This window comes from Burkholderia sp. AU44665, from assembly GCF_030504405.1.
GTDB classification, from domain to species: Bacteria; Pseudomonadota; Gammaproteobacteria; order Burkholderiales; family Burkholderiaceae; genus Burkholderia; species Burkholderia semiarida.
Genome location: NZ_JAUJRI010000011.1, coordinates 120,198 through 133,699 on the forward strand (window position 1 = coordinate 120,198; position 13,502 = coordinate 133,699).

Genomic DNA, 13,502 nt, shown 5'->3' on the forward strand with positions numbered 1-13,502 from the left:
CCCGGGCGGGCCGGAGCGTGCGTGCTACCATTGTTCGATCTTCAATCCCGTCCTTCGATGTTCCAGCAATGAATTCCGAGACCCCCGCGGCCGGGCCGCAACAGGCACGACCGCCCGCGACGTTGACGATTGCTTCGCGCGAGAGCCGCCTGGCGATGTGGCAAGCCGAACATGTGCGTGATGCGCTGCGCAAATTATATCCAGCTTGTGACGTGAAAATCCTCGGGATGACGACGCGCGGCGATCAGATTCTCGATCGCACGCTGTCGAAGGTCGGCGGCAAGGGCCTGTTCGTGAAGGAACTGGAAGCCGCGCTGGCCGACGGTCGCGCCGATCTCGCCGTGCATTCGCTGAAGGACGTGCCGATGGCGCTGCCCGACGGCTTCTCGCTCGCCGCGATCATGGCGCGCGAAGACCCGCGCGACGCCTTCGTGTCGAACGACTACGCGTCGCTCGACGCGCTGCCGGCCGGCGCGGTCGTCGGCACGTCGAGCCTGCGCCGCGAAGCGATGCTGCGTTCGCGCTATCCGCATCTCGAGGTCCTGCCGCTGCGCGGCAACCTCGACACGCGCCTCGCGAAGCTCGACCGCGGCGACTACGCGGCGATCATCCTCGCGGCCGCCGGCCTGAAGCGCCTCGGCCTCGAAGCGCGGATCCGCGCGCTGCTCGACGTCGAGGCGAGCCCGCCCGCGGCCGGCCAGGGCGCGCTCGGCATCGAGATCGCCGCGCATCGCGACGACGTCGCCGCGTGGCTCGCGCCGCTGCACGACACGCAGACCGCGCTCGCGGTCGAGGCCGAGCGGATGGTGTCGCGCGCGCTCGGCGGCAGTTGCGAGGTGCCGCTCGCCGCGCACGCGGTGTGGCGCGCGGGCGAGCTGTACCTGACGGGCCGTGTGTCGACCACCGACGGCAAGCGCGTGCTGACGGCCGAGGAGTGCGGCGCGGTCGTGACCGTCGCCGATGCGCTCGCGCTCGGCCGCGCGGTGTCCGACGAACTCGAGGCGCAAGGCGCGCTCGACATCGTCCAGGCGCTGCTCGCGAGCTCGCCGGCCGCGGGCAAGGGCGACGCCTGATGGCGGGCGGCGCGCGCGCGTTCACCGCTGTCCTGACGCGTCCGGACGGGCAGTCCGATGCGCTGGCGTCGCAACTGGCCGACGCCGGCTGCGACGTGCTCGAATTCCCGCTGATCGATATCGCGCCGGTCGACGATCCGGCGCCGCTCGACGCCGCATTCGCGGCGCTGGCCGACTACGCGCTGGTGATTTTCGTGTCGCCGAACGCGATCGACCGTGCGCTCGCGCGGTACGACACGATCTGGCCGAACGCGCTGCCGGTCGGCGTGGTCGGGCCCGGCAGCGTCGCGGCGCTCGCTCGTCACGGCATCGCGGCGCCCGCGCATCGCGTGATCGCGCCGCAGGCGCCGGCCGATGGCGGCGTGCCCCATTACGATTCGGAAAGCCTGTTCGCGAGCATCGAGGCCGCGTTCGGCGGCGCGCAGGCGCTGGCGGGCAAGCGCGTGCTGATCGTGCGCGGCGACGGCGGGCGCGAATGGCTCGCCGAGCGCCTGCGCGAAGCCGGTGCGGACGTCACGCTCGTCGCGGCCTACCGGCGCGTCGTGCCGGAGCCGCGCGTCGGCGCGTGGGAGCGCGTGCACGCGCTGCTCGACGGCCAGCCGCACGCATGGCTCGTCACGAGCTCGGAAGGCGTGCGCAACCTGCACGAGCTCGCGCGGGCCCATCTGAACGATGCCGAGATCGACGCGCTGAAGCATGCGCCGCTCGTGACGCCGCACCCGCGGATCGAGCAGACCGCGCGCGCATTGGGTTTTGATAGGATTACGCTGACCGGCGCGGGCGATGAGCGCATCGTCCGCGCGTTTCGAACGATGGCCGACGAGGCCGTCCAACCGGCGACAGCCGTACCGGTGACTAAACGCATGACAGATACCAACGATTCCAAAAGCGTCGCTTCCCAGCCGGCCGCTGCATCCGCACCGCCGTCCAGCCCTCCTTATCTCGCGTCCGAGCCGCGTGCGCGCCGCGGCGGCAGCGCGGTGCTGTGGCTCGTCGTCGTCGTGCTCGGCTGCGCGGCGGGTGTCGGCGGCTACGCGCTGAACCGCAAGATCGACCGGCTCGACGGCACGTTCGTCGCCCGTCAGAAGGCGCTCGACGCGCAAGCGGCCGAAACGCGGACGAAGACCGAGCAGGCGCTCGCCAGCACGCACCAGGTCGACACGCAGCTCGCGCAGCTCGACGGCAAGCTCGCCGATGCGCAGAGCGCTCAGCAGGCGCTGCAGCAGCAATACCAGGACCTGTCGCGCAACCGCGATGCGTGGATGCTCGAGGAAGTCGACCAGATGCTGTCGAGCGCGAGCCAGCAGCTTCAACTGACCGGCAACACGCAGCTCGCGCTGATCGCGCTGCAGAACGCCGACGCGCGTCTCGCGACGTCGCAGAGCGCGCAGGCCGTCACGGTGCGCAAGGCGCTCGCGCAGGACATCGAGAAGCTGAAGGCCGCGCCGGCGGCCGATCTCACCGGGCTCGCGATCAAGCTCGACGACGCGATCGCCAGGATCGACGCGCTGCCGCTGTCCGGCGAGGCGATCGTGCCGCACGCGGCGCCGAAGGCCGCGCCGGCCGACGCCGCGTCGTCGGCCGCCGCCGGCGAGCCGCGCTGGAAGGTGTGGTGGCACGGCTTCTCCGCCAGCCTCGGCCAGCAATTGAAGGGCCTCGTGCAGGTGCGCCGGATCGACAACGCGGACGCGATGCTCGCGTCGCCCGACCAGGGCTATTTCGTGCGCGAGAACGTGAAGCTGCGCCTGCTCACCGCGCGGCTGTCGCTGCTCGCGCGCAACGACGGCGCGATGAAGGCCGACCTGCACGCCGCGCAGGCGTCGCTCGCGAAGTATTTCGATCAGGCGTCGAAGGACACGCAGACCGTCGAGGATCTGCTCAAGCAGGTTGACGGCGCAGCGCTGACGGTCGCGGTGCCGAACCTGAACACGAGCCTGAACGCCGTTCAGCAGTTCAAGAGCCGGGGGTAACGATGACGCTTCGAGGAATCGTCTGGCTCGCGATCCTGTTCGCGATCGCCGCGGCGCTCGCCACCGTCGGCCGTTTCGACGCGGGGCAGGTGCTGCTCGTCTATCCGCCGTACCGGGTCGACGTGTCGCTGAACCTGTTCGTGATCGCCATCGTCGTGCTGTTCATCGTCGTGTACGCGCTGCTGCGCATCGTGCGCAACATCTGGCGCATGCCGCAGCGGGTCGCCGCGTATCGGGCGCGTTCGCGCAACGAGAAGGCGCAGGCGTCGCTGCGCGATGCAATCTCGAACCTGTACGCGGGCCGCTTCTCGCGTGCGGAGAAGGCCGCGCGCGAAGCGCTGGCGGTCGACGCGAACCTGGGCGCCGCGAGTCTCGTCGGGGCCACGGCCGCGCACCGCATGCACGAGTACACGCGCCGCGACGAGTGGCTGTCGAAGGTCGACGCGCCCGAATGGCAGGATGCACGGCTGCTCGCCGCGGCCGACATGCGCGCGGACGCCCGCGACGCGGACGGCGCGCTTGCCGCGCTGGCCGACATGCAGGCCGGCGGCAAGCGCATTCATGCGCAGCAGGTCGCGCTGCGGGCGCAGCAGCAACTGAAGAACTGGGCCGAGGTGCTGAAGCTCGCGAAGGCGCTCGAAAAGCGCGAGGCGCTGCATCCGGCCGCGGCCGTGCGGCTGCGCCAGCAGGCGGCGGAAAACCTGCTGCGCGAACGCCGGCACGACGCGGACGCGCTGCTCGAGGTATGGCAGTCGCTGTCGACGGTCGAGCGCCAGTCGCCGCGCCTGGCCGATCTCGCGGCCGAGTTGCTCGTGCCGCTCGAACGCCGCAACGAAGCGCGCCGCATCGTCGAGGACGCGCTCGCGCACAACTGGGATGCGCGCCTGCTGCGCCGTTACCCGGACACGGCCGGCGCCGATGCGCTGCCGCTGATCCAGAAGGCCGAGGGCTGGAAGAAGGATCATCCGGAAGATGCCGACCTGCTGTTCGCGCTCGGCAGGCTCTGCCAGCAGCAGCAGCTGTGGGGCAAGGCGCAGTCGTTCCTCGAATCGGCATTGAAGCTGGCCGACAACGAGGCGCTGAGAGTGCGTGCGCATCGTGCGCTCGCCCGCCTGTTCGAGCAGCTCGGCGAAACCGACAAGGCCGCGAAGCACTACCGCGAAAGCGCGCTGGCGATCACCGTGGTGTGATGCGGCGCTGCGGTACACGCCCCGAATGCCGATCGGCCTTCGGGGCTTTTTTTCGTCCGTCGTGGGGCCGCCGGGACGCAGGATGCCGTCATCCGGCCGGTGCGGGCCTGGCCTGCCCGGAATCGAAAACGCCCCGGCGGCCGGACGATGCCGGCCGTCGGGGCGATCTCGCGAGCACCGGCCATCGACCGGCGTATTCGGTCGTTCGCGGTGCGCCGTTACACGCCGCGCATCACTTGTCGACGAGCCGCTTCGGCACCGACAGCGCAAGCAGCCCGCCGAGCACGAGGAACCCGGCCAGCATGTACATGCCCGCATCGTTGGTGCTCGTCGCCTGCTTGAGCCAGCCCATCAGGTACGGGCTCAGGAAGCCCGCGAGGTTGCCGATCGAGTTGATCATCGCGATGCCGGCGGCGGCGGCCGTGCCGCCGAGGAATGCGGTCGGCAGGCTCCAGAACAGCGGCAGCGTCGTCAGGATGCCGATCGTCGCGAGCGTGAGGCCGAGCATCGCGAGCGCGGTCTGGTGCGCCCAGATCACCGACAGCACGAGGCCGAGCGCGCCGATCGCGGCCGGAATCGCGAGGTGCCAGCGGCGTTCGCGGCGCTTGTCCGCGCTGCGCGCGATCAGGATCATCGCGACCACGGCGGCCGCATACGGCACCGCCGACAGCAGGCCGATCATGACGGTGTCGGTCACGCCGGTCGCCTTGATGATCGTCGGCAGCCAGAAGCCGACGCCGTAGAGCCCCATCACGAACGAGAAATAGATCAGCGCCATCAGCCAGACACGCGGGCTCGACATCACGGCGCCGAGCGGCAGGTCCTCCTTGGTGGCTTCCTCCGCGTCGACGTTGCGGGCGAGCAGCGCCTTTTCTTCGTCGGTCAGCCACGTCGCCTTCGCGATCCGCTCGTCGAGCGTGAAGAACACGAGCACGCCGGCGAGCACCGACGGAATGCCTTCGAGCAGGAACAGCCATTGCCAGCCGTGCCAGCCGCTCACGCCGTCGAACGCCTTCAGGATGAAGCCCGAGATCGGCCCGCCGATCACGCCGGACAGCGCGACTGCCGTCATGAAGAACGTGGTCATCCGGCCGCGCCGGTGCGCGGGATACCAGTAGGTGAGGTAGAGGATCACGCCGGGGAAGAAGCCCGCTTCGGCGACGCCGAGCAGGAAGCGCATCACGTAGAACATCGCGGGCGTCGTGACGAACATCGTCAGGATCGAGATCACGCCCCACGTCGCCATGATGCGGGCGATCCACACGCGGGCGCCTACCCGGTGCAGGATGATGTTGCTCGGCACCTCGAACAGGAAATAGCCGAAGAAGAAGATGCCGGCGCCGAGCCCGTACACGGTATCGCTGAGGTTCAGGTCGCTCGCCATCTGCAGTTTCGCGAACCCGACGTTCACGCGGTCGAGATACGCAACCACGTAGCACAGCAGCAGGAGCGGCACGAGCCGCCACGACACCTTGCGGTAGGTTGCTTCCTCGAATGCGCCGGACGAGCCCGGCAGCGATTGCGTCGATGTTGCCATGTTGTCTCCTGTCGACCCGGGCTGACGCTTGAGCGGTTACCTGGATCCCATGCTGTGCGGTCGATCGAAGGCCGCGCTCGGGCGCGTGCCTGGATTCGATGCACCGCTGTCCTTGTAGTGGGCCGGAGCAGGCGCGGTGGTGCCCGATCCGGTTTCGTGCGAAGCAATGCGGGCTAACCGTATGGCCCGGTGCGACTAGATGCAGCGCCCGCCGTCGACTTCGAGGCACACGCCGGTGATGAATTCGGCTTCGTCGGACGCGAGGTACAGCGCGGCGTTCGCGATGTCCTGCGGCGTCGAGAAGCGGCCGAGCGGGATCGTCGCGAGGAAGCGGCGGCGATTTTCCGGGGTGTCCTCGCAGCCCATGAACTCGGTCATCAGCGCGGTTTCGCCGAGCACCGGGTTGATGCAGTTCACGCGGATGCGATCGGCGCCGAGCTCGGCCGCGAGCGATTTGCTCGCGGTGATCATCGCGCCCTTCGTGCTGTTGTACCAGACGAGGCCCGGGCGCGGCCGCACGCCGGCCGTCGACGCGACGTTCACGAACACGCCGCCGCCCTGTGCGCGGAAATACGGGACGAAGGTCTGCACGCACCAGAACAGGCTCTTCATGTTGACCGCGTACACGCGGTCGAATTCGGCTTCCGTCACGTCGAGCACGGGCTTGTTGCGGTGCGTGGTGCCCGCGTTGTTCACGACGATCTGCACCGCATGGAAATCGTCGAGGGCGGCCTGCAGCAGCGCGCGCCAGTCGTCCTCCTTCGACACGTCGCCGGCCACCGCGATCGCCTTGCCGCCTGCGAGCGCGATCTCGCTCGCGACGCGCTCGGCCGCCGCGCCGTTGAGATCGTTGACGACGACGTTCGCGCCTTCGCGCGCATAGGTCTTCGCGATGCCTTCGCCGAACCCCGAGCCGCCGCCCGTGACGATGGCCGTCTTGCCGCTCAACCGCATGGTGTGTCTCCTGTGTTTGTCATGAGAGTCGTCGTGTGCCGCGTGCCGCGCGTTCAGCCGTGCCGGATCGCGATCGTCTTCAGCGCGGTGAAGCCGTACAGCGCCTCGAAGCCTTTCTCGCGGCCATGGCCCGAATGGCCGACGCCGCCGAACGGCAGCTCGACGCCGCCGCCCGCGCCATAGTTGTTGATGAACACCTGCCCCGCGCGCAGACGCCGCGCCAGCCGCATCTGGCGTGCGCCGTCGCGTGTCCAGATGCCCGCGACGAGGCCGTACGGCGTGCCGTTGGCGAGCGCGACGGCTTCGTCCTCGTCGACGAAACGCATCGCCGCGAGCACGGGACCGAACACTTCTTCCTGCGCGAGCCGGTGCGACGGCGGCACGTCGCGCAACAGCGCGGGCGCCTGGTAGAAGCCGGTTTCGGGCGCGTCGGCGACGACCTGCCCGTGCGCGGCCATCGGAATGCCGTCGTGCTGTGCGTCGGACAGGAAATCCCACACGCGTTGCTGCTGCTTCGCGTTGATCAGCGGGCCGCAATCGAGATCGGCGCGGCTCGGGCCGACGCGCAGCCCGTTGAACGCGGTGGCGAGGCGCTCGACGAGCGGCTCGTACACCGCGCGCTCGATCAGCACGCGGCTGCCGGCCGAGCAGGTTTGCCCGCCGTTCTGCACGATCGCGGACACGAGCACGGGCAGCGCCGCGTCGAGATCGGCATCGGCGAACACGAGTTGCGGCGACTTGCCGCCGAGTTCGAGCGTGACCGGCACGTGGTTCTCGGCCGCCATCTGCGCGACCAGCTTGCCGGTGGCCGGCGAACCCGTAAACGAGATATGGTCGATGCCCGGATGGCGCGCGAGCGCGGCGCCCGCTTCGTGGCCGTAGCCGGTGACGATGTTGAGCGCGCCGGCCGGCAGCCCGGCCTCGGCGGCCAGCTCGGCGACGCGCAGCACGGACAGGCACGCGTCTTCGGCCGGCTTGACCACGCATGCGTTGCCGGCCGCGAGCGCCGCGCCGACGCTGCGCCCGAAGATCTGCATCGGGTAGTTCCACGGCACGATATGGCCGGTGACGCCGTGCGGCTCGCGCACGGTCAGCACCGTGTAGCCGGCCTGGTAGGGGAGGGTTTCGCCGTGCAGCTTGTCGGCGGCGCCCGCGTAGAACTCGAAGTAGCGCGCGAGCGCGGCTGCATCGGCGCGCGCCTGCTTCAGCGGCTTGCCGGTGTCGCGCGCCTCGATCGCGGCGAGTTCCTCGAGATGGTCGGCCACGCGTGCCGACAGCCGCATCAGCACGCGGCCGCGTTCGGCGGCGCTCGCCGCGCCCCACGGGCCTGCGAACGCGTCGCGGGCCGCGGCGACTGCGCGCTCAATGTCGGGCGCCGTGCCGCGCGCGATCGTCGCGAATGGCTGGCCGTCGGACGGATCGACGACCGCGATGGTTTCCAGTTGCGCGGGCAACGTCCATTCGCCCGCGATGAAGTGCTTCGCTTCTTCCATGTCTCCTCCGGTCGACCCAAGCCAGCGCTCCAGCGCCTACGTGGATCCCATGCAAAGCCGTTTGCGCTTCGGCACTTTACCCGGCTTCCGTGCCGTGTGGTCCACGCACACCGCCGCCGGCTCGACGGCCGGACATCCGGAACGATTATCGCGCCGATCGTCATCCGGACGCCACCGGTCGATTGGCTATAATGGCGCATTCCTTTTGGGGGGCGCTGCGGCGGTGCATCGGCCGCGGCGCCCTGTCCCGAATTCCCATCGACCTACAGAGAGTGCTCATGAGCTTCAATCATGTTCCGGCCGGCAAGGACCTGCCGCAAGATTTCAACGTGATCATCGAGATTCCCGCGCAAAGCGATCCGGTGAAGTACGAGGCGGACAAGGAACTGGGCCTCCTCGTCGTCGACCGCTTCATCGGCACGGGCATGCGCTACCCGGTGAACTACGGCTACATCCCGCAGACGCTGTCGGGCGACGGCGATCCGGTCGACGTGCTGGTGATCACGCCGTTCCCGCTGCTGGCCGGCTCGATCGTGCGTTCGCGCGTGCTCGGCATGCTGCAGATGACCGACGAGTCGGGCGTCGACGCGAAGCTGGTCGCGGTGCCGCACGACAAGATCTGCCCGATGACGGCGAACCTGAAGACGATCGACGACGTGCCCGAGTACCTGAAAGATCAGATCAAGCACTTCTTCGAGCAATACAAGGCGCTCGAGAAGGGCAAGTGGGTGAAGGTCGAAGGCTGGGCCGGCATCGAAGCCGCGCACAAGGAAATCACCGACGGCGCCGCGAACTACAAGAAGTAAGCGGCGTGCCGGCCGCTGGCCGGTGCGTACGGAGCGCAAACCGCGCGTGTCTCGTCAGGAGGCCGCGCGGTTTTGTTTTGCGCGGGCGGTTTTCCGGCTGGCGGACGCGGAGACAGGCGAGGGCGTGGCCGGTGCTTTCTTCGCGCGTTTCGCGCGGGGCGGGGCAATGGACGGAGCGATCGCTTCGGCGGTTTTCGTGGCCGAGGAACGGCGGCGGGCCGGTGCGGAAGCGGCGTCCTCGCGTACGTTCGCGGCGAGTTTGCCGGCGGCGGCTGGTGCCTTCCTGGTTGACGATGCGGATGGCGGCTGGCCGGTTTTCTTGACCGGTGTGCCACGCGCCGAGGTCTTTTTTGCGGCTGCATCGCCGTCGGTTTTTGCGCGTTTCGCGTCCGGCGCGGCTCGATTTGCCTTCGTCGACTTCGACGCTTGTTTGCCATTCGCAGGCTTCGCCGTGCTCGCGGCCGTTGCAGACCCGACAACGTTCCCGGTCTTCACCTTTTTCCCGGCAACCTGTTCCGTGGCAGCCGTCTTCGCCGCATCGTCGATGTTTTCCGCCTGCCCCTTCTTCCGCCCGCGCGCCGTCGCCTTCGTCCCCGTCGTGTCGCCGCTCTCGTCGAGCGTGATCACCACCGGCACCACCGATTCGAGCGTCCGCAAGCCAGCCGCCAGCTCGCGCTTTTTCGCGGGCGTGAGCCGCTTCACCCAGTATTCGGCGCGCGACGCGCTCGACCGGTCGGGCAGCGGAAACGACGCGAGCACCGCGCGCGGCTTGCGCGAGCGCGTGTAGCGCGCGCCCTTGCCGGACGCGTGTTCGTCGAAGCGCGCGGCGACATCGGTCGTGATGCCCGTGTAGACGCTGTCGTCGGTGCATTCGATCAGATACAGAAACCAGGACATGGCGGGGCGGCGGGATGCGAAGCCGCCAGTGTCTCAGAATTTGCGCGTGCTCCGGTGCGTGACGTGCGGTGACGTGATGCGGCTCGCCGTCAGGTACCGCGCCGGAACGGATCGTGTTCGCGCAGTTCGTCGACGTACGCGTGGATATGCTCGGTCTCGCGTTCGAGAAAGCGCGCGACCGCATCGGAAAACGCCGGATGCGCGAGCCAGTGCGCGGAATGCGTGACGGTGGGAAGGAAGCCGCGCGCGAGCTTGTGCTCACCCTGCGCGCCGCCTTCGAACGTGTCGAGCCCGGCCTCGATGCAGAATTCGAGCAACTGGTAGTAGGCCGTTTCGAAATGCAGGCAGGGCACGTGCTCGATCGCGCCCCAGTAGCGGCCATACAGCGTGCCGCCGCCGTGCTCGCCGCGCCGGTACACCGCGAGCGCGCTCGCGATCGGCTGGCCGTCGGCTTCCGCAATCACGAGCAGCAGGTTCTCGGGCATCGTCGCGCCGATCGTGCGAAAGAAGTCGAGGTTCAGGTACGGGCTCGAATAGTGCTCGCGGTAGGTCTGCCGATAGCAGCGCGAGAAGAAGCGCCAGTCGGCGTCGGTGATTTGATCGCCGGCGAGCCGCCGGAACGTCACGCCCGCGTCGTGTACCTTGCGCCGTTCCGCGCGGATGTTTTTGCGCTTCTTCTGCTCGAGCGTGCCGAGGAAATCGTCGAAGTGGCGGTACCCGTCGTTGAGCCAGTGAAACTGCACGCCCTCGCGCAGCATCATGCCCATCGATTCCAGCAGCCGCGCTTCATCGCCGGTCGGGAACAGCACGTGCAGCGACGACACGTCGCTCTGCTCGGCGAACGCGAGCAGCGTGGCCGCGAGCCGGCGGCGCGCGTCGTCGCTGGCCGCGAGCAGCCGCGTGCCCTGCACCGGCGTGAACGGCACCGCGCACAGCAGCTTCGGGTAATAGGGCAGGTTGTTGCGCTGGTACGCGTCGGCCCATGCCCAGTCGAACACGTATTCGCCGTACGAATGCTGTTTCGCGTAGACGGGCGCGGCGGCCGCGAGCCGGCCCGTGTGCGTGTCGGTCAGCGTGACGAAGTGCGGCGACCAGCCGGTGTCGTCCACCGCGCAGCGCGCGACGTGCAGCGCGTCGAGGAATTCGTGGCGCAGGAACGGCGTGGGCTGTGCGTCGCGCGCGAGCAGCGCGTTCCATTCGTCGGCCGGCACCTCGGCGGGGGACGACAGGATGCCCGTGCGATAATCGATGCGTTCGTGTTTCAAGCGTGAATCCGTACCGTTGGATGTTGCCGGATGCGGGCCGTCGCGGCCCGCGCCCGGATCGATTTCGTCAGCCGTTCAAGGCGCGCCGCCGGGCTGCGCCGCTCCCGCCATGAAGACCCGACTCGCTCTCGCCCAGATCAACGTCACCGTCGGCGATTTCGCCGGCAACGTCGCGCGCATCGTCGCGGCCGCGCGCGCCGCGCACAACGATGGTGCGCAACTGATGGTCGCGCCCGAACTCGCGCTGTCCGGATATCCGCCGGAAGACCTGCTGCTGCGGCCCGCGTTCTACGCGGCGGCGGCCGCCGCACTCGATGCGCTCGCCGACGCGCTGAAGGCGTTCGACGGGCTCGCGGTGCTGGTCGGGCATCCGTTGCGCGGACCGGGCAGGGGTGCGGGCAGCGGACCGGGCAGCGCGTCAGCCGTCGATGGTAATGCAAACCGCCCGATCGAGCGCGGCGTGCCGCCCACCGATACCTTCAACGCGGTGTCGCTGATCGTCGGCGGCGAGATCGTCGGCACCTACCGCAAGCAGGATCTGCCGAACGCCGAGGTGTTCGACGAGAAGCGCTACTTCGCGACCGACACCGAGCCGCTCGTGTTCGAGCTGAACGGCGTGAAATACGGCGTGATCATCTGCGAGGACGCATGGCATGCGTCGGCCGCGCAGATCGCGAAGGCGGCCGGCGCGCAGGTGCTGCTGATCCCGAACGGCTCGCCGTACCACATGAACAAGGAAGCGGTGCGCATCGACATCCTGCGCGCGCGGATTCGCGAGACCGGGCTGCCGATGGTCTACGTGAATCTCGTCGGCGGCCAGGACGAGCTCGTGTTCGACGGCGGTTCGTTCGTGCTCGACGGCGAGGGCGCGCTCGTCGCGAAGATGCCGCAGTTCGACGAAGGGCACGCGATCGTCGAATTCGACGGCGCGCGGCCGCTGCCCGGCGCGATCGCGCCCGAGCTGTCGACGCATGCGCAGGTGTATCGCGCGCTCGTGACGGGCGTGCGCGACTACATCGGCAAGAACGGCTTTCCCGGCGTGCTGATCGGGCTGTCGGGCGGCGTCGATTCGGCGCTGGTGCTGGCCGTCGCGTGCGATGCGCTCGGGCCCGAGCGCGTGCGCGCGGTGATGATGCCGTCGCGCTTCACGGCCGACATCTCGACCACCGATGCGGCGGAGATGGCGCGGCGCGTCGGCGTGCGTTACGACGAGATCGCGATCGCGCCGATGTTCGATGCCTTCCGCGCCGCGCTTGCCGATGAATTCGCGGGCCGCCCCGAAGACGCGACGGAGGAGAACATCCAGGCGCGCATCCGCGGCACGCTGTTGATGGCGCTGTCGAACAAGTTCGGCTCGATCGTGCTGACGACCGGCAACAAGAGCGAGATGGCGGTCGGCTACTGCACGCTGTACGGCGACATGGCCGGCGGCTTCGCGGTGATCAAGGACATCGCGAAGACGCTCGTGTACCGGCTCTGCCGCTATCGCAACGAAACGACCGACTACGGGCGGCGCGACGTGATCCCCGAGCGGATCCTGACACGCGCGCCGTCGGCCGAACTGCGCGAGAACCAGACCGACCAGGACAGCTTGCCGCCGTACGACGTGCTCGACGCGATCATGCGGATGTACATGGAAGAAGACCGGCCGCTCGCCGAGATCGTCGCGGCCGGCTACGCGCAGGCCGACGTCGAGCGCGTGACGCGGCTCATCAAGATCAACGAATACAAGCGCCGCCAGGCGCCGATCGGCATCCGCGTCACGCACCGCGCATTCGGGCGCGACTGGCGCTACCCGATCACCTCGCGCTTCACCGAACGGCTCGATTGAGCGGTGCTGGGCCGGATGCGGCCCGCCGGCTTACAATCGGGATCGCGATTTTTCACCCAAACGAGCATTGAGGGACAACCATCATGAAACGCATCACCGCCATCATCAAGCCGTTCAAGCTGGACGAAGTCCGCGAAGCGCTCGCCGAAGTGGGTCTCACGGGCCTGACCGTGACGGAAGTGAAAGGCTTCGGCCGCCAGAAGGGCCATACCGAGCTGTATCGCGGCGCGGAATACGTCGTCGATTTCCTGCCGAAGATGAAGATCGAGGTGGTCGTCGCTGAAGCGCAGGTCGATCAGGTGATCGACGCGGTGATCGGCGCGGCGCGCACCGGCAAGATCGGCGACGGCAAGATCTTCGTGTCGGACGTCGAGCGTGTGATCCGCATCCGCACCGGCGAAGAGAACGAAGCGGCCGTCTGAGCGCCGCGTCCGGGCCGTTCGATCACTTCCCGGCCGCTTCGGCCGATCGGGCCGCGGGTCGCAC

11 protein-coding genes are annotated in these 13,502 nt (G+C 68.8%); 6 read left to right on the forward strand and 5 right to left on the reverse strand.

Translation table 11 applies throughout. The annotated features are described in order from the left end of the window. The first annotated feature begins 68 nt into the window (after positions 1–68). The 3 genes from hemC to QZM15_RS22200 are packed head-to-tail and all read left to right on the forward strand — an operon-like array spanning position 69 to position 4,233. Positions 69–1,073, forward strand: a complete 1,005-nt coding sequence (gene hemC / locus QZM15_RS22190) for a hydroxymethylbilane synthase (protein ID WP_099316709.1) — start codon at positions 69–71, stop codon at positions 1,071–1,073. Continuing rightward, complete coding sequence (gene hemDX, locus QZM15_RS22195) at positions 1,073–3,043, forward strand: fused uroporphyrinogen-III synthase HemD/membrane protein HemX (protein ID WP_059576648.1); 1,971 nt, start codon at positions 1,073–1,075, stop codon at positions 3,041–3,043. The genes hemC and hemDX overlap by 1 nt, the downstream gene beginning before the upstream one ends. Before the next feature lie 2 nt (positions 3,044–3,045). Then, entirely contained in the window at positions 3,046–4,233 is a 1,188-nt protein-coding gene (locus QZM15_RS22200; RefSeq protein WP_104011964.1) for a heme biosynthesis protein HemY, read from the forward strand. 232 nt (positions 4,234–4,465) lie between these two features. On the opposite strand, the gene QZM15_RS22205 is transcribed toward QZM15_RS22200, so the two are convergent. The 3 genes from QZM15_RS22205 to QZM15_RS22215 form a co-directional block, all read right to left on the reverse strand. After that, the gene (locus QZM15_RS22205; protein WP_059576642.1) at positions 4,466–5,770 is read right to left on the reverse strand and encodes an MFS transporter; all 1,305 of its coding nucleotides are present in this window, start codon (positions 5,768–5,770) and stop codon (positions 4,466–4,468) included. Between the two features lie 195 nt (positions 5,771–5,965). Then, positions 5,966–6,724 carry an SDR family oxidoreductase gene (locus QZM15_RS22210; protein WP_034208109.1) on the reverse strand — a complete coding sequence of 253 codons (759 nt, stop codon included), beginning with the start codon at positions 6,722–6,724 and terminating at the stop codon, positions 5,966–5,968. Positions 6,725–6,777: 53 nt separating this feature from the next. Beyond that, positions 6,778–8,217, reverse strand: a complete 1,440-nt coding sequence (locus QZM15_RS22215; protein ID WP_059576639.1) for an aldehyde dehydrogenase family protein — start codon at positions 8,215–8,217, stop codon at positions 6,778–6,780. Positions 8,218–8,495: 278 nt separating this feature from the next. Between QZM15_RS22215 and ppa the strand changes: the two genes are divergently transcribed. Next, on the forward strand, positions 8,496–9,023 hold the full coding sequence (gene ppa, locus QZM15_RS22220; RefSeq protein ID WP_006489643.1) for an inorganic diphosphatase: 528 nt from the start codon (positions 8,496–8,498) through the stop codon (positions 9,021–9,023). Between the two features lie 54 nt (positions 9,024–9,077). Here the strand turns inward: ppa and QZM15_RS22225 are convergent, their stop codons facing one another. Together QZM15_RS22225 and QZM15_RS22230 are read right to left on the reverse strand one after the other, a co-directional pair. Further along, a complete protein-coding gene (locus QZM15_RS22225) occupies positions 9,078–9,920 on the reverse strand; it encodes a GIY-YIG nuclease family protein (protein ID WP_302107250.1) in 843 nt (280 codons plus the stop codon). 89 nt (positions 9,921–10,009) lie between these two features. Next, the gene (locus QZM15_RS22230) at positions 10,010–11,185 is read right to left on the reverse strand and encodes a GNAT family N-acetyltransferase (protein WP_059576635.1); all 1,176 of its coding nucleotides are present in this window, start codon (positions 11,183–11,185) and stop codon (positions 10,010–10,012) included. Positions 11,186–11,294: 109 nt separating this feature from the next. On the opposite strand from QZM15_RS22230, the gene QZM15_RS22235 reads away from it, so the two are divergent. Further along, entirely contained in the window at positions 11,295–13,016 is a 1,722-nt protein-coding gene (locus QZM15_RS22235; protein ID WP_060311931.1) for an NAD+ synthase, read from the forward strand. 83 nt (positions 13,017–13,099) lie between these two features. Continuing rightward, positions 13,100–13,438: a P-II family nitrogen regulator gene (locus QZM15_RS22240; protein ID WP_006398637.1), complete on the forward strand. Its 339-nt coding sequence runs from the start codon at positions 13,100–13,102 to the stop codon at positions 13,436–13,438. Positions 13,439–13,502: the final 64 nt, after the last annotated feature.